Here is a 25,945-nt window from a genome sequence, read left to right on the forward strand (position 1 = left end):
GCCGCGGCGCCGATGGCCGCGAGCCTGCCGCCGATCCGGCGCCCGCACCGGCCGCGCCGGCCCGCCAGCGACGCGCAGCCGCTCGTCGCCACGCCGCGGGACGACAACCACCGTGCGACGGCCCCCGCGAAGGCGGCGGACGCCGGCACCGCTCATTAACGGAGAAAGGCATGCAATTCGACAAGCGCGCCTGGCTCGACAAGATCAAGCAGATGTTCGCGGGCTTCGACCGCCCGCTCGCCCTCATCGTGTTCCTGCTGCTGTGCGTCGGCATCGTCACGCTGTACAGCGCGGCGATCGACATGCCCGGCCGCGTCGAGGACCAGTTGCGCAACATCCTGCTGACGTTCGTGCTGATGTGGGTGATCGCCAACATCCCGCCGACCACGCTGATGCGCTTCGCGGTCCCGCTCTATACGTTCGGGGTCGCGTTGCTGATAGCCGTCGCGCTGTTCGGGATGACCAAGAAGGGCGCGAAGCGCTGGCTGAACGTCGGCGTCGTGATCCAGCCGTCGGAAATCCTCAAGATCGCGACACCGCTGATGCTCGCGTGGTACTACCAGCGCCGCGAAGGCGGGCTGCGCTGGTACGACTTCATTGCCGCGTTCGGAATCCTGCTGGTGCCGGTCGGGCTGATCGCGAAGCAGCCCGACCTCGGCACGGGCCTGCTCGTGTTCGCGGCCGGCTTCTTCGTGATCTACCTCGCCGGCCTGTCGTTCAAGCTGATCGTGCCGGTGCTCGTCGCCGGCGTGATCGCGGTCGGCTCGATCGCCGTGTTCGAGGAACGCATCTGCCAGCCCGAAGTGCAGTGGCCGCTGATGCACGACTACCAGAAGCACCGCGTGTGTACGCTGCTCGACCCGACTTCCGATCCGCTCGGCAAGGGCTTCCACACGATCCAGGCCGTGATCGCGATCGGCTCGGGCGGCGTGCTCGGCAAGGGCTACCTGAAAGGCACGCAGGCTCACCTCGAATTCATTCCGGAGAAGCACACCGACTTCATCTTCGCGGTGTTCTCGGAGGAATGGGGGCTCGCCGGCGGGCTCGTGCTGCTGACGCTGTACATGGCGCTGATCGCGCGCGGGCTCTACATCGCCGCGCAGGGCGCGACGCTGTTCGGGCGCCTGCTCGCGGGCTCGCTCACGCTCGCGTTCTTCGTCTATGCGTTCGTCAACATCGGGATGGTGAGCGGCGTGCTGCCGGTCGTCGGCGTGCCGTTGCCGTTCATGAGTTACGGCGGCACCGCGCTTACGACGCTCGGCATCGCGATCGGGATGATCATGAGCGTCGGGCGGCAGCGGCGGTTAATGAAGAGCTGACCGCGCGGCCTGCACCGCAGCCAAAGAAAACGGCGCCCCCTGGCGCCGTTTTTCATGGGCCAGAAGGCCGGACGCGGCCGCTTACTGCGGTGGCGCGTGCGGCCCGCCTTGTTCCGCTCCGCCGCCCGTTGCCGGCTCCTGCGCCTTCAGCCGCGCGCTCAGCTCCTTGAACTTCAGCCCGGCCGTCTCGTCGCCCTGTGCGGCCGCCGCCGCGTAATACGCGCGCGCGATGTTCAGGTTCTGCGCGACGCCGTCGCCGCCGCGCTCGTAAAACGACGCGGTCACGTACTGCGCGGTCGGCTCGCCCGCGTCGGCGGCCTGCTTGTACCACGCGAACGCCTGCCGGTTGTCGCGCGGCGTACCGCGCCCGTCGAGGAACTGGTTCGCGAGCGACAGCTCGGCCTGCACGTGCCCCTGCTTCGCCGCCCGCAAGAACCAGCGATGCGCTTCGGCCGGATTGCGCGCGACGAACTCGCCGTCGTCGAACATCCGGCCGTACACGTACTGCGCATGCGACATGTTCGCGTCGGCCGCGCGCTTCAGCCAGCGCAGCCCTTCGTCGACGTTCGCGGTCACGCCTTCGCCCGTCAGCAGCATCATCGCGTAGTTGAATTGCGCGAGACGATCGCCGCGCTCGGCCGCGTCGTGGAACTGCACCAGCGCCGCGCGAAAGTCGCCGGCGTTGTAGTCGGCGACCGCCGATTGCGTCTCGTGCGACGGATCGGGCTTCGCTTGCGGCGCACCCTGCGCGATGGCCGCGACACACACGGCCCACAGGCCGAACACCATACCGATCTGCGCGCGCCCGCGGCACGCACCGTCGCCGCCGTTCATGACCGTACCTCCTGCAGCGCCTGCCGCGTCGCGCGCAGCAGCCAGCTCACGTCGGCCGACACCGTGATCATCCGGTAACCGGCCTCGCGGTACTGGCGCGCGGCTGCCGTATCGCCCGCGAAAATACCGACCGAGACGCCCGCCTGTCGGCCGGCTGCGAGCACGCGCGCCATCGCGGTTTCGACGTCCGGGTGGCGGATGTCGCCGAGATGCCCGAGGCTTGCCGCGAGATCGGCCGGGCCGATGAACAGGCAGTCGACGCCGGGCGTCGCCGCGATCCGCTCGACTTCGTCGACGCCGCGCGCCGATTCGATCTGCACGACCACCGCGACCTGCGCATTCGCCGTCTGCACGTAATCGCGGCGCATGCCGAACGCCGCCGCACGCACCATGCCCGCGACGCCGCGCAGCCCGTCCGGCGAATCGGGCGACGGATAGCGCGTGAGCCGCACCGCATGCGCGGCTTCGTCGGGCGTCTCGATCGACGGAAACATCAGCGTGCGCGCGCCGGCGTCGAGCGCGCGCTTCACGAGCCACGGCTCGCGCGCCGGCACGCGCACGACGGGTTCGCTCGGCAGGTGCGCAGCAGCAATCGCGCGCAGCTGCGAGGCCACGTCGCGGCTGTCGTTCGGCGCGTGCTCCATGTCGACGCAGAGCCAGTCGTAACCGGCATGCGCCAGCGCTTCCGCAGCCGATTCGCTGCCGAGCGACAGCCACAGGCCGTACAGCGGATCGTCGCCGTCACGCAGGCGTTGTTTGAGGGAATTGGTGAGCGTGCTCATCGATACGGCCTCCTGGACGGAACGGCAATCGAACGGGACAAGCAACTGGCCAAGCGGAATGCGACACGTCGTGCAGCGCAGCACGGCGGCTGCACCGGATCGCACCCTGGAACGTTAGTCGGCGACGGGCAGCCGATCTGACAGCGCATGGCGTACAACGGCGCGCGGAAGCATTTTCCGGTGCCACTCAACGATCATAGCGCGGCGTTGCGCGGAATGCGGGAACAGCCAGGGAAGCGTTGCCGACGCGGGACGGGGCCGGCACGGCACAGTGACGGGCAGCCCACGCCGGATGGCGGGGGCTGCCGGGAAGGCGGGATCAGCGGCCGGGCTGGCGCTCGACGTCGGCCCAACAGTTCGGCGTTTCGTACAAACGCACGCGTTCGAGGCGCAGGTTCACGCCGTAGTGCGCGTCGTACACGTTCGCGAGAAGGTCGAACGCGAGCGCGGCAAGGTTCTCGACGGTCGGGATCCGGTCGATCACGACGGTCTTGTGGTCGGCCATCTGTTCGAGGAACGAGCGTACGACGTCGTCGCGCGCGTAGACCAGGAACGCGTGGTCCCACTTGCTGACGAGGTGCTCGACCGCGAGCGCCTTCACGTCGGCGAAATCCATCACCATGCCGCGGTCGGGCGCCCCTTCGGTATCGACGAGATCGCCGCGCAGCGTGATTTCGAGCACGTAGCGATGGCCGTGCAGGTTCCTGCACTGGCTGCGGTGATCGGGGATGCGGTGGCCCGCGTCGAATTCGAGTTTTCGGGTAATCAGCACGATGTCAAAAGCCGTGGCTCAGGGAATGTTCAGATATTTGTGGGTCTGCATCGACAGCCGCCACTGCGGATGACGCTTGCACCAGTCGATCGCGAGCTTCGTATTGAGATCGCGCGACGGGCCGTCCATCGGCTGGACCAGGAAGTACTCGAAGTCGAGCTTCGCGTAGTCGGCCAGCCGCTGGTTGTCCTGCGGGATCACGACCTTCAGTTCGTTGCCTTTCGTGACGACGAGCGGCGCGTCGGCCTTCGGGCTCACGCAGATCCAGTCGATCGATTCGAGCACCGGCAGCGAGCCGTTGGTCTCGATCGCGATCTCGAAGCCGGCCGCGTGCAGCGCGTCGACGAGCGGCTGGTCGAGTTGCAGCATCGGCTCGCCGCCCGTGCAGACGACGAAGCGGTGCGCTTCGCCCTCCGGCCACAGGCCGGCGATCGTCGCGACGAGTGCTTCGGCGTCCTTGAACTTGCCACCGTTCTCGCCGTCGGTGCCGACGAAATCGGTATCGCAAAAGCGGCACACGGCCTCCGCACGATCCTCTTCGCGGCCCGACCACAGGTTGCAGCCGGCGAACCGGCAGAACACGGCCGGCCGGCCCGCATTCGCGCCTTCGCCCTGCAACGTGTAGAAAATTTCCTTGACCGCGTAAGTCATCGTGCTTCGTCCGGCTCGCGCCGCTCGTTGTCGATCAGAATCCGTTATCCAGCCGGCACTGCCGGCACCTGCTCACAGCGGCGCCTCGGTCACCCGCTCGCCCTTCAGGTAAGCCTCGTAGCCGCGCTTGCGCAGCTTGCAGGCCGGGCATTCGCCGCAGCCGAAACCCCAGTCGTGCAGTTCCGCGCGCTCGCCCACGTAGCACGTGTGCGTCTCGACGCGGATCAGTTCGACGAGCGCCTCGCCACCGAGCTGTTCGGCGAGCTGCCACGTCTGCGCCTTGTCGAGCCACATCAGCGGCGTCTCGAGCACGATGCGCGTGTCCATGCCGAGGTTCAGCGCGACCTGCAGCGCCTTCATCGTGTCGTCGCGGCAGTCGGGATAGCCCGAGAAATCGGTCTCGCACATCCCGCCGACCAGCACGCGCAACCCGCGGCGATAGGCGATCGCCGCGGCGATCGTCATGAACATCAGGTTGCGGCCCGGCACGAACGTGTTCGGCAGGCCGTTCGCCGTTGTCTCGATCTCGATCGTGCGCGTCATCGCGGTATCGCTGATCGCACCGAGCACCGACAGGTCGATCATGTGATCGTCGCCGAGCCGGTCCGACCAGGCGGAAAAATCGCGCTTCAGCGCTTCGCGCACGCCTTCGCGACATTCGAGCTCGACGCGATGGCGCTGGCCGTAGTCGAAGCCGAGCGTCTCGACCGTCTGGTAGCGTTCGAGCGCCCATGCCACGCACGTGGCCGAGTCCTGCCCGCCGGAAAACAACACGAGCGCGCCGTCTTTAGCGTCTGTCCGAATCACCGTGATACTCCGTGAATGTGTAGGCTCGCGTCGCGCTGCGCCCCAAGGCCGGCTGCCGCCGGGCGGCCCGACGCGGCCGGCCTGCGCCGGCTCGACCAGTATAGGCAGCGCGATTGGCCGCGAACGCGGCGGCGCGCTTATACCGCCCATCGCGCGGCATCGTTGCCGCGCGTCACGGCGGCGCGAGACACGCGGCCTGCCGTGCGCATGAAGCGATGCGCTAAGTCATTGAGCGGGCACGGATTTTATCATGCCCCGGCAAATGCTGCCGGCCACGCCGCCAACGACACGCCATACCCACCACAAACGAAAAACCCCAAGAACCTTCCGATTCTTGGGGTTTTAAATGCTGGTGGCCTGGGACGGAATCGAACCATCGACACGCGGATTTTCAATCCGCTGCTCTACCAACTGAGCTACCGGGCCAACGAAGAAGAGAAAGTATAGCGACCCTTCTTCACTTGAGCAAGTGCTTTCGCAAAATATTTTATAGCGCGCCTTCGGCCGGCTTCTTGCCGAGCTCCACGCCGAGCTGTTTGAGCTTGCGATACAGGTGCGTGCGCTCGAGGCCCGTCTTCTCCGCGACGCGCGTCATGCTGCCGTTCTCGCGCGCGAGGTGATATTCGAAGTACGCGCGCTCGAACGCATCGCGCGCTTCGCGCAACGGGATGTCGAACGGGATCGCGGCCGTCTGGCCCGCAAGGCCGAGGGCCGACACCATGTCGTCGCCGAGCGTCGGCAGCGCAGCCGCGGACGCGACCGCCGCGGGCCCTGCGGCCTGCCCGGCGCCGGCCTTCGCCGCCGCATTCGCCGACACCGGCGCCGCCCCGCGGGCAAGACCATGCTCGACGGACTTCAACAGCTTCTGCAATGCGATCGGTTTCTCGAGGAAATCGAGCGCACCGATCTTCGTCGCCTCGACGGCCGTATCGATCGTCGCGTGCCCGGACATCATGATCACGGGCATCGTCAGCAGCCCCTGCGCCGCCCATTCCTTGAGCAACGTGACGCCGTCGGTATCGGGCATCCAGATATCGAGCAGCACGAGATCGGGCGCCTGCTTCAGCCGGTATTCCCGCGCGGCCTGCGCGTTCTCCGCCGCCTCGACGACATGTCCTTCATCGCTGAGGATCTCCGAGAGCAATTCCCGGATGCCCATTTCATCATCTACCACCAGGATGGTTGCCATTTACGCTGCCTTTGTCTGCTCACTTGCTTTTGTCTTGGCGGGGGTCGTCCCGTCCTGCGCACCCGGTTCGGTGCCTGGCGTATCGCTCGCCATCTGCAGGAACAGGATCGACACCTGCGCACCCTCGACGGTCTCGCCGTGCATGCGGTTGCGCAGATCGATCCGCGCACCGTGCTCGTCGACGATTTTCTTGACCGTGGCCAGCCCGAGCCCCGTGCCCTTCGCCTTCGTCGTCACGTAAGGCTCGAACGCGCGGGTCAGGATGCGTGCCGGAAAACCGGGCCCGTTGTCGGACACGGTCAGACGTACCGCGACGCGCGTTTTGCCCTCGGCGTCGGGATCGCCATATTCTACTGTCTTGGTTTCGATCAACACACGCGGATGCGCAGACTCCGCGACCGAATCCTGCGCATTCTGCAGCAGGTTGTGAATCACCTGGCGCAGTTGCGTCGCGTCACCGCGAATCACCGGCAACGACGGCGCGAGCTCGGCGACGATCGGGCTCTTGCCTTCGCCGACACCATACAGCCCGAGCACCTCGCTCGCCAGTTCGTTCAGCTGCAGGTTCGCGAGCACCGCCGGCGGCGTGCGCGCGTATTCGCGGAAATCGTCGACCATCCGCTTCATCGCCGCCACCTGGTTCACGATCATCGTCGCGCCGCGCTTGAGCACATCCGCATCAGGCGGTGCGAGCTTGTCGGACAGCTTCATCTGCAGCCGCTCGGCCGACAGCTGGATCGGCGTCAGCGGATTCTTGATCTCGTGCGCGAGCCGCCGCGCGACCTCGCCCCACGCGACCGAACGCTGCGCGGAAATCACGTCGGAGATGTCGTCGAACACGACGACATAGCCGGACGTCTGCGGATCGTCGGCCTGCCCCTCGACCGTCGACACGAGGCGCGCGCCACGCACGAGCAGCGTCAGCGGTTCGGTTTCGCCCGGCATCTCGATCGCGAACTGCTGCTGCCAGTGGCCGCGATCGCCGCTGCCGCCGTCGGATGCCGCCTCGCGATCGGCGAACGCCTTGCGCACCATCGCGCCGAACCCGGCGGCCACGCCGATCCGGTCGAGCGTCGTGCCGATCAGCGCGTTGAACGGCTGCCGGAAGATCCGCTCGGCGCCGCGATTGGCCGTCGTCAGCCGGAACTGGCGGTCGAGCACGAACACGCCGGCCGTCAGGTTCGCGAGGATGCTCTCGAGATACGTCTTCGAATGCTCGAGCGCGATACGGTTCTTCTCGACCGCGAGCCGCGCCTCGGACAACTGGCGCGTCATCGCGTTGAACGACTGCGTGAGGAAGCCGAGCTCGTCGCGCGTCTTGATCTCGCGCTTCGGCGTGTAGTCGCCTTCCGCGACCTCCTTCGTGCCCTGCGCGAGCAGGAACAGCGGCCGGGCGAGCTGCTGGCCGAGCGCGAGCGCGAGCATCATCGCGATGAAGGTCGCGAGGAACAGCGCGAGCGTCAGCGTACCGATGTACATCTTGCGCAGCCCCGTGCGGCCGAGCGACTTTTCCTGGTACTCGCGATACGCGCGCTGCACGGCATCCGCGTTGTGCGCGAGCGTCGGGGGCACCGGTTGCGTGAGCTGCAGGAAGCGCTCCGCCGGCTGCAGCAGCGACGTCGTCGCATCGGGGATCGGCCGCACGACGCGCAGCCGCAGCGCGCCCTTCGCGCCGTGCGTGCGCGGGTCACCGTCGACTTCGCCTTCGATCGCCGCATAGGCGCCGTGTTCGCGCGCCTGGCTCAGCATCAGCGACGTCGGCAGGTCGTCCGGGATCAGCGCCGCGAAATTACCCGACGCCTGCGCGACGATGTGCAGGTCGGGCGCCGCGCCCGAGCCGCCGCGGCTCGGCTCGACGATCGTCGCATCCTGCACGCCGAACTGGTCTCGCAGACGCAGCAGCGTGAGCGTCGTGCCGTTCGTGTTCGCGTCGACGCTCGCGAGCTGGTCGGACATCAGCCGCGCCTTCGTCTGCAGATCGGACAGCGACGCATCGAGCATCCCGCGGCCGAGGTTCAGGCCGGCCGTCAGCGCGGTCTCGACGTTCACGTCGAACCACGACTCGATACTGCGCGACACGAACTGGTACGACACCACGTAGATGATCCCGCCCGGCACCACGCCGACGAGCGCAAAGAACACCGCGAGCTTCGCGAGCAGCCGCGTGCCGAATTTGCCCTTCCTCAGGCGCACGATGATCATCCCGATCAGCCCGAGCACCACGAGCAGGAACACCAGCGCGACGATGATGTTCATCGCGTACAGCCACGAGTAGTAGCGGTCGAAGAATTCGGTGTTCGCGCTCGCGGCCGCGAGCAGCACGAGCAGCAGCAGCGCGGTGAGCGCGACGGTCGAGACGATCACGCGAACGAGGAGGCTCTTCCCGCTGGCCGCGCGGCGCACTTTATTTAGCACGTTCGGTCACCGTGAAGTTGAAGCGCTTCCAGTCCGACCCGAGCGTCCAGTCGCGGTTGTTCACGGCATCGACCTGGAACGGCTTCGGCATCAGCGCCGTATCGAGCTGCATCCGCACCGACGCCGTGTAGGTTTCACCCAGGCGCACCTGGTTGCGGTCGATCACGTGCCACGACGTGATGTGCCGCACGACCGCGAGCGCATCCTTCAGCGACGGGAAGCCGAGTTGCAGGCCGCCCGTCGACACGCGGTACTCGCGCGTGAGCGGCTGGAACGACAGGCGGATCGTCTGCGTCACCGCCACCGGCTGCTCGTCGAACCAGTACCAGCGCGCGCGGCTCAGTTCGAAGTCGGTCGTGAAGTAAAGCGGGATGCCCTTGTTGACGGCATCCTCGAGGTTCGGATTCAGCTCGAAGTCGAAACGCGCGTCGAGGCTCCAGCCGCTTCCGTCGGACTGGAGCGACGCGCGCTGTACGGCGATCGATTCGGCATGCGCCGGCCGGACGACGGCCAGGCATAGCATCAACGCGACCAGCAAGACGGCCGCGAGCCGAAATGGAAAAAGGTGTTTGATCGTCACCGTTTCTGAAACCGCGCGTAGAAAAATCCGTCGTGATCGATGTTCTGGTCGAGTGCGCCGGCGGCCGCCCGTCCCTGCACGCCGCCCGGCAGCAGCTGGCCGGGGGCGTCCAATCGTACCGCATCTTCACAGGCCGCTTCAAACCAGCGCGCCTGCCATTCGCCTTCCTCGGGGAAGATCGAACAGGTCACGTAAAGCAGTTCGCCGCCCGGCTTCACGAGCGGCCACAGCGCCGACAGGATGCGGCGCTGCTCCGCGACGAGCGCCGGGATGTCGGCCTCGCGGCGCAGCCAGCGGATGTCGGGGTGCCGCCGCACGATGCCGGACGCCGAGCACGGCACGTCGGCCAGAATGCGGTCGAACGGCCGCCCGTCGTACCACGCGTCGGGCGCGCCCGCGTCGCCGACGCGCACGTCGGCGTCGAGCGACAGGCGCACGAGGTTCTCGCCGATGCGTGCCGCGCGCGCCGCGTCGCTTTCGAGCGCCACGACTTCCGCACCGGCCAGCTCCAGAATGTGGCCCGTCTTGCCGCCGGGTGCCGCGCACGCGTCGAGCACGCGCATGCCGTCACGCGCGCCGAGCCATTCGGCCGCGAGCTGCGCGCCGGCGTCCTGCACCGACACCACGCCATCGGCGAATCCCGGGATGCGATCGACCGGCAGCGCCGACGCGAGCCGCACCGCATGCCGGCCGATCGCGGTCGCCTCGATGCCGCTCGCGCGCAGCGTGTCGAGATACGCATCGACGCTCGCGCGGCGCGCATTCACGCGCAGCGTCAAAGGCCCCTGGCGTTCGCCGGCCGCGAGGATTGCCTGCCATGCATCGGGCCATGCGCGCTTCACCGCATCGACCCACCATGCGCGGTAATTCCAGCGCGCAACCGGATCGTCCTGCATCGCCGCGACGAGCGTGTCGCGCTCGCGCAGGAAACGACGCAGCACCGCGTTGACCATGCCCTTCGCGAACGCGCATTCACGCCGCGCGCCGATCACGGTCACGGCCTGGTCGACCACCGTGAACGCCGGATACGCGGCATCGTCCGCCGGATCGAGCAGCAGCGCGAGCGCGCCGGCGAGCACCGCATGCACGTGCGCAGGCGGCGCCTTGCTGACGAGTTTGCCGATCAGCCAGTCCGCGCTGCCGAGGCGGCGCATCGTCCGGTAGGCGACGTCCTGCGTCGCGCCGCGCGCGAGCGCCTGCGCACCGGACGGCATCTGCGCGAACACCGCCGACAGTGCCGCCGGCAATGCGGTGCCGCGCCGTACCGCATCGACCGCCTGCGCGGCCGCGTCGAGCGCGAAGCCGAGCGATTCGGGCGCCAGATGCAGCGCGGCCAGACGCGCCGGGCGGCCGGAAGAGGACGGAGCGGAAGAACGGGTTCGTGTCATCGGTACGGAATCGGCAATCAGGCGCGGCAAAAACGTGCAGCAAAAAATGCGGCAAACGGCAGGATCGCGGCGGCCGCGAAGCCTCGCGATCCCAAACCGCGCATTGTAGCGTGCGACCACGCGGCCCCTTTGGCCCCTTTACGGCACGCACAAATGAAACACCCCGCAGCGCGAAGCGTGCGGGGTGGCATGACGGCTCCCCGCGCGGCAACAGCCGCGCGGGGAGCCGAGGTTTAGTCGAAGCGACCGGTACGCGCCATCTCCATCAGGCGCGCAATGCGCTCCTCGGTCGCCGGGTGCGTCGAGAACAGGTTCTGCAAGCCGCCGCCGTGCAGCGGGTTCATGATCATCATCTGCGCGGTGGCCGGATGGGCCTCGGCCGCCTGGAACGGGATACCCGCCGCATAGCGATGGATCTTGTCGAGCGCGGTCGCGAGCGACTGCGGATCGCCGGAAATCTGCGCGCCGCCGCGGTCGGCCTCGAACTCGCGTGCGCGCGAAATCGCCATCTGGATCAGCGCGCCGGCGATCGGCGCGAGCAGCGCGACCGCGATACCCGCGATCGGATTGGCCGGCCGGCCGTTCTCGTCGCGCCCGCCGAAGAACATCGCGAAGTTTGCGATCGCCGAGATCGCGCCCGCCATCGTCGCGGTGATCGTCGAGATCAGGATGTCGCGGTGCTTCACGTGCGCGAGCTCGTGCGCCATCACGCCGCGCATCTCGCGCTCCGACAGCACGCGCAGGATGCCCGTCGTCGCGGCGACCGCCGCGTGCTCGGGGTTGCGGCCCGTTGCGAACGCGTTCGGCGCGTCCTCGTTGATCAGGTAGACGCGCGGCATCGGCAGGTTCGCGCGCGTGGCCAGCTCGCGCACCATCCGGTAGAACTGCGGCGCCGTGTTCTCGTCGACTTCCTGCGCGTTGTACATGCGCAGCACCATCTTGTCCGAGAACCAGTACGAGAAGAAATTCATGCCGAGCGCGAACAGCAGCGCGATCGTCATGCCGCGCGAGCCGCCGATCATGCCGCCGATCACGATGAACAGGGCCGTGATCGCGGCCATCAGCATCGCCGTTTTGACCCAATTGAACATACCCACTCCTTATCCGTCAGGGGACCCGCCACGCATCAGAGGGCGCAGCGGAAAATTGTAAGCGATTTGTTAGATAAGGTCTTGCCGGAAAAATTCAATCTCAACGTTGCGATGTCGCAAGACGAAGCCCGAGGCCGACGAACGCGCTGCCGACCGTGCGGTCGAGCCACTTCCTGACGCCCGGCTTGCCGGAAAAGCGCTCGGTGACGCTGCCCGCGACCCACGCGACCAGGCTGGTCCAGACCGTGCTCATCGCGACGAACACCGCCCCGAGGGTCAGGAACGCCCAGGCCTTGTGCGGGCTGTCGGCCGACACGAACTGCGGGAAGAACGACACGAAGAACAGCACGACCTTCGGGTTCAGCACGTTGGTCCAGAAGCCCTGCATGAACAACTGGCGCAACGGCTTGGCGGGGGCGGCCTGCGCGGCTTCGGCGCCCGACGGCGCGCCGGCCTGCTTCGCGATGATCATCCGCACGCCGAGATAGATCAGGTAGGCCGCGCCGACCAGCTTGATCACCGTGAACGCGGTGGCCGACGCCGCGAGCAGCGCGGTCAGGCCGAATGCACAGGCGAGGGCGTGAACGCAGCAGCCGGCCGAAATGCCGAATGCCGACATCAGCCCCGCGCCGCGACCCTGCGCGACGCTGCGGCCGACGATGTAGGCCGTGTCGGGGCCGGGCGTGATGTTCAGCAGGAATACCGCGAACACGAAGAAGCCGAAATGGGTGATGCCGAACATGAAAACCTCGAAACCGGTGAGCGCAAGGAAATTCTACGCGCGCCTGCCACGCCGCGCGACTCGGCCGTCCGGCCAATTGCGCAGCGCCGGCAGACCGTGTCGAATGGCGATCAGGCCGTGTCAGTTCACGTCGGGCAGCGTGAAACGCTGGCCCGCGGCGAGCGGCGAGCCGGCCAGGAATTCGCGCGCGGGCAGTCGTTTGCCGCCCGGCTTCTGCAACTGCGTGACGCGCAGCGCGCCGCTGCCGCATGCGACGACCACGCCTTCCGGCGCAGCTTCGACGATCGTGCCGGGCGCCGCGTCGCCGCGCGCCGCCACGGGCTCGGCCGCCCACAGCTTGATCGCCGCGCCGTCGAGCGTCGCGACGCCGCCCGGGAACGGATCGAACGCACGCACCTGGCGCGCGAGCACGTCGGCCGGCTTGCGCCAGTCGAGCGCCGCTTCATGCTTGCCGATCTTTTCCGCGTAGGTCACGCCGTCGGCCGGCTGCGGCGTGGCCGGCAGCGTGCCGTTGCGCTCGAGCTGCACGAGCGCGTCGACGATCAGCCGCGCGCCGTCGGCGGCAAGACGGTCGTGCAGCGTCGCGGTCGTATCGTCCGCCGCGATCGCGAGGCGGGCTTCCTCGATCATCGCGCCGGTATCGAGGCCGACGTCCATCTGCATCAGCGTGACGCCCGTCTCGGCGTCACCCGCCTCGATCGCACGATGGATCGGCGCGGCGCCGCGCCAGCGCGGCAGCAGCGAGGCATGGATGTTGATGCAGCCGGCGCGCGGGATGTCGAGCACTTCCTGCGGCAGCAGCAGGCCGTACGCGGCCACCACCATCACGTCGTGCGGCGTCGCGCGCAGCAGCTCGATCGCGTCGGCCGCCTCGGCCGGGTACTTCCCCGCGCGGCGCAGCGACGGCGGCTGCGCGACGGGCATCCCGTGCTCGACGGCGTAGCGCTTCACGGCGCTCGCCTGCAGCTTCATCCCGCGCCCTGCAGGGCGATCGGGCTGGGTGAGCACGAGCGGCACCGGGAAACCGGCCTCGTGGATCGCGGCAAGGGCAGCCGCGGCGAATTCCGGCGTGCCGGCAAAAATCACGCGCAACGTATGGGTCATGACAGCGTTCGGGGTCGGGCAGCGTGAGCGCGCATTACATCGCGCGTTCGAGTTTCTTCATCTTCGTCTTGATGCGCGTCTGCTTGAGCGGCGACAGGTATTCAACGAACACGCGCCCCATCAGGTGATCCATCTCGTGCTGCACGCATACGGCGAGCAGGCCTTCGCAGTCGAGCTCGAAGGTTTCGCCCTGCTCGTTGAGCGCGCGCACGCGCACGTGGTCCGGCCGCTCGACTTCGTCGTAGATGCCGGGCACCGACAGGCAGCCCTCTTCATAGATCTGCTTCTCGTCGCTCGACCACACGATCTCGGGGTTGATGAACGCGCGCAGCTCGTTCTTTTCCTCGGAGACGTCGATCACGATCACGCGCTCGTGCACGTCGACCTGCGTAGCCGCAAGGCCGATGCCGGGCGCCGCGTACATGGTCTCGGCCATGTCGGCGACGAGCTTGCGGATCCGGTCGTCGACCTTGTCGACGGGCTTGGCGACCTTGTGCAGCCGCTTGTCGGGGTAATGAAGAATGTTCAGCAAAGCCATGGTGTTCGGTATTCGGTGGAGCGGCGTGCCGCATCGGCCATCCGGCCGGCTGGTGCCGCCGCCGGGATGCAATGAAGATGAGGCGGATGCGCGGCGTATCAATGCCGCGGATCGCGCCTCCTGCAATTGGCCGGGCGCTTGTGCGCGCGGCCCTGTCGAGTATTTCGGATGATGAAAATTTTATCATGGCGCCACGCGCTTCGCTGGCCGCCACATTCGAGGGCAGCCTCATGTCGCCGCAAGCGCTGACGCACTCCGCGCTGCGCGCATGGATGCAGCTCGCCCATGCACCCGGCCTCACGCCCGCCGTACTGCAGGCGCTGCTCGATGCATTCGGCTCGCCGGCGGCGCTGCTGCACGCGTCCGACCAGGCCATCGCCGCCGTGAGCAGCCCCGCCACCGCGCAAGCCGTGCGCGCGAGCGAGCGCGACGATCTCGACGCGCGCACCGACGCCGCACTCGCCTGGCTCGACGGGCCGGGCAACCTGCTCGTCGCGCTGAACGATTCGGCCTACCCGCCGCGGCTGCGCGACCTGCACGATCCGCCGCCCCTGCTATATGTAAAGGGGCGGCTCGACCTGCTACATGCGCGCGGCCTCGCCGTGGTCGGCAGCCGCCACGCGACGCCGCAGGGGCTCGCCGACGCAACGCGTTTCGCACGCACGTTGTCCGACGCGGGTCTCACGATCATCTCCGGCCTCGCGCTCGGCATCGACGGCGCCGCGCATCGCGGCGGGCTCGATGGCCGGTCGGGCACCGTCGCGGTGATCGCAACGGGCGCCGATCTCGTCTACCCGGCGCGGCACCGCGCGCTCGCCCACGAGATCGCCGCGCACGGCGCGATCCTGTCCGAATGGCCGCTCGGTACGCCGGCCCGCGCCGCGCACTTCCCGCAGCGCAACCGGCTGATCGCCGCGCTCTCGATCGGCGCACTCGTCGTCGAGGCCGCGCCGCGCTCCGGCTCGTTGATCACCGCTCGGCTCGCGAACGAACTGGGGCGCGATGTGTTCGCGATGCCGGGATCGATTCACGCGCCGCTTGCTCAGGGCTGCCACGCGCTGATCCGCGACGGTGCGAAGCTCACTGCGACACCGCTCGATGTGCTCGAGGAATACGGGCCGGCGGAACCGGCAGCACGCGCAGCAGGCAGCGCGGTGCGCGCCGGAAATCCGGGTCCGGACGCAGGCGAAATCCGCGAACCCGAAACTGCCGGCGTCGCGCAAGCGGATTCCGCCATAGCCGTAGCCGTAGCCGCCGCCGTTCCGGCCCGGATCGAGGCCCCGCCGCCGGATCGCCCGTCCGAGCAAGCCGTGCTGGCCGCGTTGGGATACGGCCCCGTTACCTACGAATGGCTCGCCGAGCACAGCGGCCTGTCCGACGACGTGCTGCACCGCGCGCTGCTCGCACTCGAACTGGCCGGCCGTGTCGCGAGCGTCGCCGGTGGACGCTTCGCGCGGCTTGACGCCGCGCCCACCCCGGCCGCGCGCGGCGTGCTACATTCCCCGGCATAGGGGCGGCCGCGCCGCCGACGATATCCAAGGAATTCCATGCCCGCGCTGAACCTCGACACCGATGCGGATCGGATCGCCGAGCGCCTCGCCGATCCCGGTACGTTGCTCGTCGCCTGCCTGTGCGCCGAATGGTGCGGCACGTGCCGCGACTACCGGACGGCCTTCGACCAGCTCGCCGACGCGCATCCGGACGCCTGCTTCGCCTGGATCGACATCGAAACGCATGCCGACCGGCTCGACGATCTCGACGTCGAGAACTTCCCGACGATCCTGATCGAGGATGCGAACACCGCACGCTTCTTCGGCACGGTGCTGCCGCACGCGGCGATCGTCGAGCGGATGCTGTCCGACCTGAGCGCGGTACCCGGCGTGCCGCACGCACCGAAATTGCGCGACGTCCTGATCGTCGAAGCCTGAATTCGCGGGCCGGCCAGGCGGTTTTGCGCATGTTTGCGCGTCCCGCCGCGGCGGGCGCTTGCCGCCGTTGCAGCCCCCCTCTATGATGAGCCGCTTTTTACACGCTGAGCCGCCGTCGCTTCGGCGTGTGCTATAAAGCGGTCGTAAAAGGGACCCACAACCGGCGAACCCGGTCTACCAACACACACCTGTCATGTCCAAAGCACTGATCATTGCGGAAAAGCCTTCTGTCGCGAACGACATCGCACGCGCTTTGGGCGGCTTTACCAAGCATGACGAGTATTACGAGAGCGACGATTTCGTCCTTTCGTCCGCTGTCGGCCACCTGCTGGAAATCGCCGCCCCGGAAGAGTACGAGGTCAAGCGCGGGAAATGGAGCTTCGCGCATCTACCCGTCATCCCCCCGCATTTCGACCTGAACCCGATCGCAAAAAGCGAGTCGCGCCTCAAGGTGCTCACGAAGCTGATGAAGCGCAAGGACGTCGACCGCCTGATCAACGCATGTGACGCGGGGCGCGAGGGCGAGCTGATTTTCCGCCTGATCGCGCAGCACGCGAAGGCGAAGCAGCCGGTCCAGCGCCTGTGGCTGCAATCGATGACGCCGCAGGCGATCCGCGACGGTTTCGCCAACCTGCGCAGCGACACGGACATGCAGCCGCTCGCCGACGCCGCGCGCTGCCGCTCGGAAGCCGACTGGCTCGTCGGGATCAACGGCACCCGCGCAATGACCGCGTTCAACAGCAAGGGCGGCGGCTTCTTCCTAACGACCGTCGGTCGCGTTCAGACGCCAACGTTGTCGATCGTCGTCGAACGCGAAGAGAAAATCCGCCGTTTCATTCCGCGCGACTACTGGGAAGTGAAGGCGGAATTCGCGTGCGCGGGCGGCTTCTACGAAGGCAAGTGGTACGACCCGAAATTCAAGCGCGACGAATTCGATCCGGAAAAGCGCGACTCCCGCCTGTGGAGCCTGCCGGCTGCCGAAACGATCGTCGCCGCATGCCGCGACCAGGTCGGCACGGTCTCCGAGGAATCGAAGCCGTCGACGCAACTGTCGCCGCTGCTGTTCGACCTGACGAGCCTGCAGCGCGAGGCGAACAGCCGTTTCGGCTTCTCGGCGAAGAACACGCTCGGTCTCGCGCAGGCGCTGTATGAGAAGCACAAGGTGCTGACCTACCCGCGTACCGATGCGCGCGCGCTGCCGGAAGACTACCTGTCGACGGTCGAGTCCACGCTCGAGATGCTCAAGGAGAGCAACAACTATCTGCCGCATGCGAAGCAGGTGCTCGACAAGGGCTGGGTGAAGCCGAACAAGCGGATCTTCGACAACTCGAAGATCAGCGACCACTTTGCAATCATCCCGACGCTGCAGGCGCCGAAGTCGCTGTCCGAGCCGGAGCAGAAGCTGTACGACATGGTCGTGAAGCGCTTCCTCGCCGTGTTCTTCCCGGCGGCCGAATTCCGCGTCACGACGCGGATCACCGAAGTCGCCGGCCACCACTTCAAGACCGAAGGCAAGGTGCTCGTCGAGCCGGGCTGGCTGCAGGTGTACGGCCGCGACGCCGAAGGCGCGGACGCGAACCTCGTGCCGGTGCAGAAGGACGAGAAGGTGAAGACGGACGAAATCGCCGCCGTCTCGCTCGTGACGAAGCCGCCCGCACGTTACTCGGAAGCGACGCTGCTGTCGGCGATGGAAGGCGCGGGCAAGCTCGTCGAGGACGACGAGCTGCGCGAAGCGATGGCCGCGAAGGGCCTCGGCACGCCGGCGACGCGCGCGGCGATCATCGAAGGCCTGCTCGGCGAGAAATACCTGCTGCGCGAAGGCCGCGAACTGATCCCGACCGCGAAGGCATTCCAACTGATGACACTGCTGCGCGGCCTCGGCGTGAAGGAACTCACCGCGCCCGAGCTCACCGGCGAATGGGAATACAAACTGTCGCAGATGGAGCGCGGCAATCTCGGGCGTGAAGCGTTCATGCAGGAAATCGCCCGCATGACGCAGCAGATCGTCAAGCGCGCGAAGGAATACGATTCCGACACGATCCCCGGCGACTACGCGACGCTCGAGACGCCCTGCCCGAACTGCGGCGGCCAGGTGAAGGAAAACTACCGCCGCTTCGCGTGCACGAAGTGCGAGTTCTCGATCTCGAAGATTCCGGGCAGCCGGCAGTTCGAGATCCCGGAAGTCGAGGAACTGCTGCAGAAGAAGGAAATCGGGCCGCTGTCCGGGTTCCGCAGCAAGATGGGCCGTCCGTTCTCGGCGATCCTCAAGCTGTCCTTCGACGACGAGACGAAGAACTACAAGCTCGAGTTCGATTTCGGCCAGGACCAGGGCGGCGAGGACGGCGAAGCGCCCGACTTCTCCGCGCAGGAACCGGTCGGCGCGTGCCCGAAGTGCAAGGGCCGCGTGTTCGAGCACGGGATGAGCTACGTGTGCGAACACTCGGTGGCGAATCCGAAGACCTGCGACTTCCGCTCGGGCAAGGTGATCCTGCAGCAGGAAATCACGCGCGAGCAGATGGGCAAGCTGCTGGCCGACGGCCGCACGGACCTGCTGCCGGGCTTCAAGTCGTCGCGCACCGGCCGCAACTTCAAGGCATTCCTCGTGAAGCAGCCGGACGGCAAGATCGGCTTCGAGTTCGAGAAGAAGGAGCCGAAGGCTGCCGCCGCGAAGAAGACGGCAAAATCGGCGACGAAGGATGCCGAAACCGTGACGGAAGGCGCCGAAGAGAAGCCGGCACCGGCCCGCAAGACCGCCGCCCGCAAGACGACGGCGCGCAAGACGGGTTCGTAACGGCCCGACGCGCCGGGGCGCCCCCGGCGCGTCAGGCTCCGTCACGCAGCCAATAAAAAAACGCGGATCGATCGCTCGATCCGCGTTTTTTCTTTTGTGCCGGCGGCAACCGCCGCCCGGCCGTCGCGCCGTTACAGCGGCGACGGCACCGCCACGCGCGTGCGCGGCGAACGCGGCAGGCGCGGCGACAGGTTCGGGTCGGCCGCTTCCGGCTGCTCCGCACGCGTCTCGACGCCGATCGGCGCGAGCGCCGAACTCTGCGCGGCCCACTGCTCGCCCATCGTCGCATCGGTCGAGTGGCTGAAATGCTCGACGAGGTGGTCGATGAACGTGCGCACCTTCGCCGGCAGATGGCGCCGGCTCGGGTAAGCGATGTTGATCTCGACCTGCGGCAGCCGGAACTCGGGCAGCAGCCGCACGAGCGCGCCGCGCGCGATGTCGCTGCCGATCAGGTAGCTCGGCAGGATCGCCACGCCCATCCCGAGCAACGCGAACTGACGCAGCATCGCAGTGTTGTTCGCGACGATCACGTTGGTCGGGCGCACGCGCACTTCGCCGTCCGGCCCCGTGAACACGCGCTCGTCGCCCCAGTATTCGGTCGGCAGGCTCAGGCTCGGGTGCTCGGCGAGCTGCTCCGGATGGGTCGGCACACCGTGCTTCTCCAGATAGCTCGGCGTCGCGCACACGGTCATGCAGCCGGTGGTCAGGCGCCGCGTGACGATGCTCGCGCTGCGCATCTGGCGCGTGACCACGATGCCGACGTCGAAGCCTTCCTCGACGAGATCGACCTGGCGGTCGACCAGCGTGAGATCCGGCACCACTTTCGGGAAATTCTCCGTGTACGACTGCAACACGGGCGCGAGGTTATGCAGGCCGAACACGACCGGCGCGACGATGCGCAGCGTGCCGACCGGCTCGTGATTGCGTGCGACGACCATCTGCTCGACATCCTCGAGCTCATCGAGGATCTGGCGGGCACGCTCCAGATAGACCTGACCCGACTCCGTCAGGGAGAGGCTGCGCGTGGTGCGGTTAAGCAAACGCGTGCCGAGCCGGCCTTCCAGGTCCGCGACGTGGCGCGTCGCGACCGCGTTGGAAATATCCATTGCGCTCGCGGCCCGCGCGAAACTGCCGAGATCTGCAACCTTGACGAACACGCGCATCGACTGCAAATGATCCATAAACGACTCCTGCCGCTAGTACAACTTCAAAAAGATGAAGCAAATGCGTAATTCTCCTACGACAGCGGAAATGATGCAGAGTTGCTCAACAAGGGGCCGGTTGACGATAAAAATAGTCAAAAATCCTCGCCTTCTGCGGATAGATGATCCAATTATTCTGATTGGAGCAACAATTGGGTGAACCTCGTCGAGTAAGTAGCTGAATCAGGAAAGACGTGTTTGATGCGACACAACAGCGCACCCTTCCACCCAGCACGCGAGCGGCGCCGGATCAGGCTCCCGCCAATTGCGGCGGAGCGTAACAACCTGTTAAAAAGACACCATCCGGGCGGCCAACGTAGCATCATGTCGGCCCCGGCCGGGCGGGACGGGTGCGCGACGTGCGCCGCCGCCACTGCCGCTTTCAACGCGCGACACCCCGTTCACCATGAAAATTGCCATCCTCGACGACTACCAGGACGCCGTCCGCAAGCTGAACTGCTTCGAGATGCTCGCCGGCCACGACGTAAAGGTCTTCAACAATACGGTGCGGGGCCTGGGACAACTCGCGAGCCGTCTGGCGGAAGTCGAGGCGCTCGTGCTGATTCGTGAACGGACCCCGATTTCCTCGCAACTGCTCGCCAAGCTGCCGAACCTGCGCATGATCAGCCAGACCGGCCGCGTGTCGAGCCACATCGATCTCGAAGCCTGTACCGACCGCGGCATCGCGGTGCTCGAGGGCTCCGGTTCGCCGGTCGCGCCCGCCGAGCTGACCTGGGCGCTGGTGATGGCCGCCCAGCGCCGCATTCCGCAATACGTTGCGAACCTGAAGCAGGGTGCGTGGCAGCAGTCGGGCCTGAAGACGTCGGCAATGCCGCCGAACTTCGGCCTCGGCCAGGTGCTGCGCGGCCAGACGCTCGGCATCTGGGGCTACGGCAAGATCGGCCGCCTCGTCGCCGGTTACGGCAAGGCATTCGGGATGAACGTGCTGATCTGGGGCCGCGAGCATTCGCTCGAGGCCGCGCGCGCCGACGGCTACACGGCCGCCGAGAGCCGCGAGGCGCTGTTCGAGCAAAGCGACGTGCTGTCGCTGCACCTGCGCATGCACGACGACACGCGCGGGATCGTGAAGCAGGAAGACCTGATGCGGATGAAGCCGACGTCGCTGCTCGTCAACACGAGCCGCGCCGAGCTGCTCGAGGAAAACGCGCTCGTCAACGCGCTGTCGCACAACCGTCCGGGGATGGTCGCGATCGACGTGTTCGAGAGCGAGCCGATCCTGCAGGGCTACAGCCTGCTGCGCATGGAAAACGTGATCTGCACGCCGCACATCGGCTACGTCGAACGCGAAAGCTACGAGCTTTACTTCAGCGCGGCGTTCCGCAACATCCTCGCGTTCGACGACGGCGACATGTCGAGCGTCGCCAACCCGGAAGCGCTGACGCCGATCCGCAAGCGCTGATCGCACGGGCTGCGCGCGTTGCGCGGCCCGCTTCTCCCTTCCCGATCGTCAGGCGGCCCCGCGGCCGCCCGTCATCGCGCCGACGCGCGTGAGGAAATGCTCGCCGTCGCGCCGCCCGAGATCGTACGCATGCCGCATCTGCGACGGACTCGTGTAATCCCAGCTCGAAATCGGCACCTTGCTCGACGGTTGTACGTACAACCGCCGCTGGTCGCCGTGCGCGACCGTGAACATCTGCGGCCGCGGATACAGCCGCGTGACGAGCACCAGTACGTCACCCGGCGACGGGTCGAGCGCATCGACCGGCACGTTGTCGACCATCCCGCCGTCGAGCACGGGCCGGCCACCGCGACGCAGCACCGGCGTGAACGGCGGCGTACAGGACGACTGCAGGATCAGGTCGGCGAGTTCGTCGACACGCGTGCAGGCCTGCGCGCGCACGAATTCCGGCCGAAAGCCGAGCGAGCGCCCGAGCGTCGGGTGCAGCGTCTTGCGAACGTACTTCTCGATGTTGTACGCGACCAGGCCTGCTGCGACCGCGCTGCGGGCGCCGAGCCAGCGCGGCACGTGCGATACGCCGATGCGGATCTCCGGCGCGCCGGCCAGCTTCGCGAACGGCTCGCCGTAGATGTCGAGCAACGCCTGGCGATAGATCCGGTAGTGCGGAAACACGGGCTCGCGCCCGAACAGGTTGCCCCAGTACGCGTTCTTGCGGTTGTGGCGCAGCGCCTCTTCGTAATAGCGCATCACCCACGCGGCGTCACGCGTATACAGCATGCACGCGGTCGCCGCGCCGGCCGAGATGCCGGTGATCACGCGCGGGCGCAGGTCGAGCGCCGGCCGCGCGACATCCCAGAAGCCGGCCTGCCACCAGCAGCGATTGCCGCCGCCCGCAAAGACGATCTGGTCGAACATCGCGCCGCTCAGCTGACGAGCGCGTAGGTCGACGTCGCGTGGACGGCCATCTTGCCGTCCTCGTCGAACAGCTCGACTTCGCCGAACACGAGGTTGCGGCCCATCCGCAGCACGCGCGCGGTGACGAGCACATCGCCCTTGCGCACGGGACGCATGAAGTTCGTGTTCAGCGATACCGTCGTCATCGGCCGGAATTCGCCGAGCGCGACCGAGATCGCGACCACCATCGCAGTGTCGGCGGCGGCCGTGAACACCTGGCCGCAGATGATGCCGCCCGAATGGCGGAATTCGCCGGAAAACGGCAGGCGCAGCGTGACGCTGTCGTCGCCGATCGACACGGGGACCAGACCCAGCGAGCGGACCCACGGGGCCAGCAGGCGATCCAGCAATTCGCGGACTGCGTTTTCGTCCATCTTCGAATGTCCAGAAAGCGTTGCGCGACCGCCGCGCAACACGTGTGGCGTCATCATACCGGGAGCGCGCAAACCGCGACCGCTCGTTATCGCGCCGACAGCTGCCGTTGGCGGGACGAAATATTTTGAGGAAATTTGCAGAAAGGTCTTGCCAAGACTTAATTACTCACGCATAATCTTTCTTCTGTTGGGGGCGTTAGCTCAGTTGGTAGAGCAGCGGACTCTTAATCCGTAGGTCGAGTGTTCGAGTCACTCACGCCCCACCAGGAATTTCAAAGGCCGGTTAGCGCAAGCTAACCGGCCTTTTCCTTTTCCGCCGCCGTATTCACGGCGCGCGCCATTCGCGGTACGCAACCGCACGCCTCTCGCGCATCGTTTCCGCTAGAATCGTCCGACAAATACCACACGACCGGCGCAGGCACTGTCGTTTGCCCGCCGGCACTGAGAGAACATGGGACGTCAGACATGGAAGCATGTGAACGAGACGCGACCATTCAGAGGGCCTGGTTGCGCCGATATCGGCTTGTCCGCCGGGACGAGCCGCTCACCCGATCACACCCGACTCCGCCGCGCGACGCACAAACTGGATCGGATCATGCCGGGTAAGGACGCGCTCGTCGCGATACTGCTCGGCGTCGTGCTGCTCGTGCTGGCCGGCGTGTTCGCCGCCACGGCCGGCGGCGAAACCGGTCGTCTGGTCCGTGCGCCAGGCACGGTCGTGCGCATCGTGCAGGACAGCGACGCGATGCGCGCGTACCGGCCGATCGTCGCGTATCTGTCGAACGACGGACAGCGCCGCGAAATTGCCGGCAACACCGCATCGACCGTCCCCGCGTACGACATCGGCGAAAACGTCGACGTGCTGCTCGACCCCGACCACCCCGACCGCCCCGCCCTGATCGACGATTTCTCGCAACGCTGGTTTCCGGTGGCCGTGCCGGCGCTGCTCGCCGTCGCGTCGTTTGCGATCGGCGGCCTGCTGATCGGCGGCGAGCGCCGCCGCCGGCAATCCGAGCCGCCGCCGACCCGCGCCACACGCAAGGAAGCGAGGCGCCGCTGGGATGTCGCGATCGTGCTGATTCCGATCGCGATCGGCACGGGCTTCCTCGCCGGCGCCGGTGCGACCGGGCTGCGTCAATGGCAGATCGTCCATCACTACGCGCGCTCGACCGGCCATGTCGTCGAGATTGCGAAAAACGGGCGATCGTCGCGGTCGCGCGCGTCGCTCTATTCGGCCATCGTCGCATTCACGACCGACAGCGGGCGGCTGATCACGTTCGCCCAGGGCTCGGCGTCGTCGCATCCGGGCCTGCACGAAGGCGACGCGGTCGACGTGCTGTACGACCCCGTCACCCCCGAACGCGCGATCGTCGACCGTTTCTGGGATCGCTGGGGCCTCACGGCGATCCTGTTCGCGATCGGTGCGCCGTTCCTCGCGGCCGGACTGTTCGTCGCCGCGACGCTGTGGCCCGAACATCGTCCGCACGAAGCCGCCCAGTGATGCGCACGGGACGCGTGCGACGACCGTAGCGGCACGCGCTTCACCGCTCCCGGAACGCCTCGACCTTCGCGCGGTTTCCGCACGTGCGCATGTCGCACCAGCGCCGCCCGACGCCACGGCCGCGATCGACGAAGAACCACGTACACCGGCCGCACTGCCGCACACGCGCGAAATCGTCACTGCGCATCAGCTGCTCGAAACCGAGCGCGGCCGCATCGATCCAGCGTGACGCGGCGCGCGCATCAGGCCGCCACGCAAAGCGGCCGCCGACCGCGTCGAACGCGCTGCGGCCGATCGCTTCGCGGATCGCCATCGCAAGCCGGTCCGCGGCGCGCGCACCGGCGCTCCCCCCCTCCTCCGCCGTCAGGTGCACGATCGCGGCGTACGCGTCGTCGCGAAAACGGCGCAGCGCAGCCAGCTCGTCAGGTCCGTCCAGCCGCGGACGACGCAGCAGCCGCGCCAGATCGTCCGGCGCCAGCAACCCGGATGGTTCGGCCCACGCGCGCACGGCCGGCCAGTCGACGAGCTTGTCCTCGTCGCGCGTCTTGCCCGTATCGGCCACCGTGTTGAGGAAGTCGAGCGCCGGATGCCCCCCGACGAAATCCGCCGCGCCCCAGGCGGGCGCGAATTGCGCCGGCTCAGATCGAGTAACCATTTATTTTCACCTGTCGGTTTCACATCCGGACAATCCGGCGTAACCTGTTAACAACCAAAACAGGTTAGCACGGAGAAGCCGATGCTCGAACTCGCGAATCGCTTCAATTTCGAAGGCCACCGGATTGCATGGGGCACGCTCGGCGAAGGCCCGCCGCTCGTACTCGCGCACGGCACGCCGTTTTCGTCGCAGGTCTGGCGCCGGATCGCACCGTGGCTCGCGCGGCGTCATCGCGTGTATTTCTACGACTTGCTCGGCTACGGCCAGTCCGACATGCCGGACGCGGACGTGTCGCTCGGCCGCCAGAATGCGCTGTTCGGCGCGATGCTGAATGAATGGAAGATTTCACGGCCACGCGTGCTTGCACACGACTACGGCGGCGCAACCGTGCTGCGCGCGCACTTCCTGGACGGCATCGCGTATGCGGATCTCACCCTCGTGAATCCGGTCGCCATCGCGCCGCAGGGGTCGCCGTTCGTGCGCCATGTCGCGCAGCACGAGGCCGCATTCACCGGCCTGCCCGCGTATGCGCATCACGCGCTCCTGTCGGCCTATCTCGGCAATGCGGTCGCGCGGCCGCTGAGCGACGAAGCGCTGTCGATCTACCGCGCGCCGTGGCTCACGCCCGCCGGTCAGGCCGCGTTCTATCGCCAGATCGCGCAGATGCGCCAGCGCTACATCGAGGAAGCAGAGGCCCGCTACGCGCCGCCTGATTTTCCGGTGCGTATCGTGTGGGGCGAGGACGACGCGTGGATTCCGCTCGAACAGGGGCAGGCGCTCGCCGATCGCATCGCGAACGGCAAGCTGATCACGGTGCCGCACGCGGGCCACCTGGTCCAGGAAGATGCGCCGGAGGCGATCGTCGCCGCAGTCCTGGACGGGCACGCGCCGGACTGACCTCCGCCGGC

Annotated in this window: 24 protein-coding genes and 2 tRNA genes; 8 read left to right on the top strand and 18 right to left on the bottom strand. The window is 67.3% G+C overall.

Annotation, left to right across the window (positions count from 1 at the left end):
* Positions 1 to 170: 170 nt before the first annotated feature.
* The gene (gene rodA / locus BLA15945_RS33050; protein ID WP_059232909.1) at positions 171 to 1,319 is read left to right on the top strand and encodes a rod shape-determining protein RodA; all 1,149 of its coding nucleotides are present in this window, start codon (positions 171 to 173) and stop codon (positions 1,317 to 1,319) included.
* A gap of 81 nt (positions 1,320 to 1,400) precedes the next feature.
* Here the strand turns inward: rodA and BLA15945_RS33055 are convergent, their stop codons facing one another.
* From BLA15945_RS33055 to def, 14 genes are all read right to left on the bottom strand, one after another.
* Positions 1,401 to 2,153, bottom strand: coding sequence for a tetratricopeptide repeat protein (locus tag BLA15945_RS33055; protein WP_059232908.1), 753 nt, complete (start codon positions 2,151 to 2,153; stop codon positions 1,401 to 1,403).
* Positions 2,150 to 2,935: an HpcH/HpaI aldolase family protein gene (locus tag BLA15945_RS33060; RefSeq protein ID WP_174994329.1), complete on the bottom strand. Its 786-nt coding sequence runs from the start codon at positions 2,933 to 2,935 to the stop codon at positions 2,150 to 2,152. The genes BLA15945_RS33055 and BLA15945_RS33060 overlap by 4 nt, the downstream gene beginning before the upstream one ends.
* 319 nt (positions 2,936 to 3,254) lie before the next feature.
* Positions 3,255 to 3,707, bottom strand: a complete 453-nt coding sequence (queD, locus tag BLA15945_RS33065; RefSeq protein ID WP_059232906.1) for a 6-carboxytetrahydropterin synthase QueD — start codon at positions 3,705 to 3,707, stop codon at positions 3,255 to 3,257.
* A gap of 18 nt (positions 3,708 to 3,725) precedes the next feature.
* Positions 3,726 to 4,358: a 7-carboxy-7-deazaguanine synthase gene (gene queE, locus BLA15945_RS33070; protein WP_021163976.1), complete on the bottom strand. Its 633-nt coding sequence runs from the start codon at positions 4,356 to 4,358 to the stop codon at positions 3,726 to 3,728.
* A 72-nt stretch (positions 4,359 to 4,430) separates the two neighbouring features.
* A complete protein-coding gene (gene queC, locus BLA15945_RS33075; RefSeq protein ID WP_059232905.1) occupies positions 4,431 to 5,165 on the bottom strand; it encodes a 7-cyano-7-deazaguanine synthase QueC in 735 nt (244 codons plus the stop codon).
* Between the two features lie 350 nt (positions 5,166 to 5,515).
* Positions 5,516 to 5,591 (bottom strand) — tRNA-Phe (locus BLA15945_RS33080).
* A 61-nt stretch (positions 5,592 to 5,652) separates the two neighbouring features.
* A complete protein-coding gene (esaR, locus tag BLA15945_RS33085; RefSeq protein WP_059232904.1) occupies positions 5,653 to 6,354 on the bottom strand; it encodes a response regulator transcription factor EsaR in 702 nt (233 codons plus the stop codon).
* On the bottom strand, positions 6,355 to 8,769 hold the full coding sequence (esaS, locus tag BLA15945_RS33090; RefSeq protein WP_059232903.1) for a sensor histidine kinase EsaS: 2,415 nt from the start codon (positions 8,767 to 8,769) through the stop codon (positions 6,355 to 6,357). It lies immediately after the preceding gene.
* Positions 8,759 to 9,349: a DUF4390 domain-containing protein gene (locus tag BLA15945_RS33095; protein WP_059232902.1), complete on the bottom strand. Its 591-nt coding sequence runs from the start codon at positions 9,347 to 9,349 to the stop codon at positions 8,759 to 8,761. Before BLA15945_RS33095 ends, esaS begins: the two co-directional genes overlap by 11 nt.
* A complete protein-coding gene (gene rsmB / locus BLA15945_RS33100; protein WP_174994330.1) occupies positions 9,346 to 10,737 on the bottom strand; it encodes a 16S rRNA (cytosine(967)-C(5))-methyltransferase RsmB in 1,392 nt (463 codons plus the stop codon). Before rsmB ends, BLA15945_RS33095 begins: the two co-directional genes overlap by 4 nt.
* Before the next feature lie 233 nt (positions 10,738 to 10,970).
* Positions 10,971 to 11,828 (bottom strand): zinc metalloprotease HtpX, encoded by an 858-nt coding sequence (gene htpX, locus BLA15945_RS33105; protein ID WP_059232900.1) that lies wholly within the window; start codon positions 11,826 to 11,828, stop codon positions 10,971 to 10,973.
* Positions 11,829 to 11,928: 100 nt separating this feature from the next.
* On the bottom strand, positions 11,929 to 12,570 hold the full coding sequence (locus BLA15945_RS33110; RefSeq protein WP_174994331.1) for a LysE family translocator: 642 nt from the start codon (positions 12,568 to 12,570) through the stop codon (positions 11,929 to 11,931).
* A gap of 120 nt (positions 12,571 to 12,690) precedes the next feature.
* The gene (fmt, locus tag BLA15945_RS33115) at positions 12,691 to 13,674 is read right to left on the bottom strand and encodes a methionyl-tRNA formyltransferase (RefSeq protein ID WP_059232898.1); all 984 of its coding nucleotides are present in this window, start codon (positions 13,672 to 13,674) and stop codon (positions 12,691 to 12,693) included.
* A 34-nt stretch (positions 13,675 to 13,708) separates the two neighbouring features.
* Positions 13,709 to 14,212, bottom strand: a complete 504-nt coding sequence (gene def, locus BLA15945_RS33120; RefSeq protein ID WP_011353573.1) for a peptide deformylase — start codon at positions 14,210 to 14,212, stop codon at positions 13,709 to 13,711.
* A 185-nt stretch (positions 14,213 to 14,397) separates the two neighbouring features.
* Here def and dprA point away from each other — a divergent pair, with 185 nt between their 5' ends.
* The 3 genes from dprA to BLA15945_RS33135 all read left to right on the top strand — a co-directional run bounded on the left by dprA (position 14,398) and on the right by BLA15945_RS33135 (position 18,931).
* A complete protein-coding gene (dprA, locus tag BLA15945_RS33125; protein ID WP_233464350.1) occupies positions 14,398 to 15,723 on the top strand; it encodes a DNA-processing protein DprA in 1,326 nt (441 codons plus the stop codon).
* A 36-nt stretch (positions 15,724 to 15,759) separates the two neighbouring features.
* The gene (locus tag BLA15945_RS33130) at positions 15,760 to 16,140 is read left to right on the top strand and encodes a thioredoxin family protein (protein ID WP_059232896.1); all 381 of its coding nucleotides are present in this window, start codon (positions 15,760 to 15,762) and stop codon (positions 16,138 to 16,140) included.
* Positions 16,141 to 16,333: 193 nt separating this feature from the next.
* Positions 16,334 to 18,931: a DNA topoisomerase III gene (locus BLA15945_RS33135; protein WP_174994333.1), complete on the top strand. Its 2,598-nt coding sequence runs from the start codon at positions 16,334 to 16,336 to the stop codon at positions 18,929 to 18,931.
* 131 nt (positions 18,932 to 19,062) lie between these two features.
* Here the strand turns inward: BLA15945_RS33135 and BLA15945_RS33140 are convergent, their stop codons facing one another.
* A complete protein-coding gene (locus tag BLA15945_RS33140) occupies positions 19,063 to 20,112 on the bottom strand; it encodes a LysR family transcriptional regulator (RefSeq protein ID WP_059232894.1) in 1,050 nt (349 codons plus the stop codon).
* A gap of 427 nt (positions 20,113 to 20,539) precedes the next feature.
* Between BLA15945_RS33140 and BLA15945_RS33145 the strand changes: the two genes are divergently transcribed.
* Positions 20,540 to 21,553 carry a D-2-hydroxyacid dehydrogenase family protein gene (locus BLA15945_RS33145; RefSeq protein WP_174994334.1) on the top strand — a complete coding sequence of 338 codons (1,014 nt, stop codon included), beginning with the start codon at positions 20,540 to 20,542 and terminating at the stop codon, positions 21,551 to 21,553.
* A 48-nt stretch (positions 21,554 to 21,601) separates the two neighbouring features.
* On the opposite strand, the gene BLA15945_RS33150 is transcribed toward BLA15945_RS33145, so the two are convergent.
* The gene (locus BLA15945_RS33150; protein ID WP_174994335.1) at positions 21,602 to 22,468 is read right to left on the bottom strand and encodes a patatin-like phospholipase family protein; all 867 of its coding nucleotides are present in this window, start codon (positions 22,466 to 22,468) and stop codon (positions 21,602 to 21,604) included.
* 8 nt (positions 22,469 to 22,476) lie between these two features.
* Complete coding sequence (locus tag BLA15945_RS33155) at positions 22,477 to 22,881, bottom strand: PaaI family thioesterase (RefSeq protein WP_059232891.1); 405 nt, start codon at positions 22,879 to 22,881, stop codon at positions 22,477 to 22,479.
* 190 nt (positions 22,882 to 23,071) lie between these two features.
* Here BLA15945_RS33155 and BLA15945_RS33160 point away from each other — a divergent pair.
* A tRNA-Lys gene (locus BLA15945_RS33160) sits at positions 23,072 to 23,147 on the top strand.
* A 329-nt stretch (positions 23,148 to 23,476) separates the two neighbouring features.
* Complete coding sequence (locus tag BLA15945_RS33165) at positions 23,477 to 24,382, top strand: DUF3592 domain-containing protein (protein ID WP_404823619.1); 906 nt, start codon at positions 23,477 to 23,479, stop codon at positions 24,380 to 24,382.
* Between the two features lie 40 nt (positions 24,383 to 24,422).
* Here BLA15945_RS33165 and BLA15945_RS33170 read toward each other — a convergent pair whose 3' ends face one another.
* Positions 24,423 to 25,037, bottom strand: a complete 615-nt coding sequence (locus BLA15945_RS33170) for a CGNR zinc finger domain-containing protein (protein ID WP_174994336.1) — start codon at positions 25,035 to 25,037, stop codon at positions 24,423 to 24,425.
* An 81-nt stretch (positions 25,038 to 25,118) separates the two neighbouring features.
* Here BLA15945_RS33170 and BLA15945_RS33175 point away from each other — a divergent pair, with 81 nt between their 5' ends.
* Positions 25,119 to 25,934: an alpha/beta fold hydrolase gene (locus BLA15945_RS33175; RefSeq protein WP_174994337.1), complete on the top strand. Its 816-nt coding sequence runs from the start codon at positions 25,119 to 25,121 to the stop codon at positions 25,932 to 25,934.
* Positions 25,935 to 25,945 lie beyond the last annotated feature (11 nt).

The sequence above is a fragment of the Burkholderia arboris genome, assembly GCF_902499125.1.
Classification (GTDB): domain Bacteria; phylum Pseudomonadota; class Gammaproteobacteria; order Burkholderiales; family Burkholderiaceae; genus Burkholderia; species Burkholderia arboris.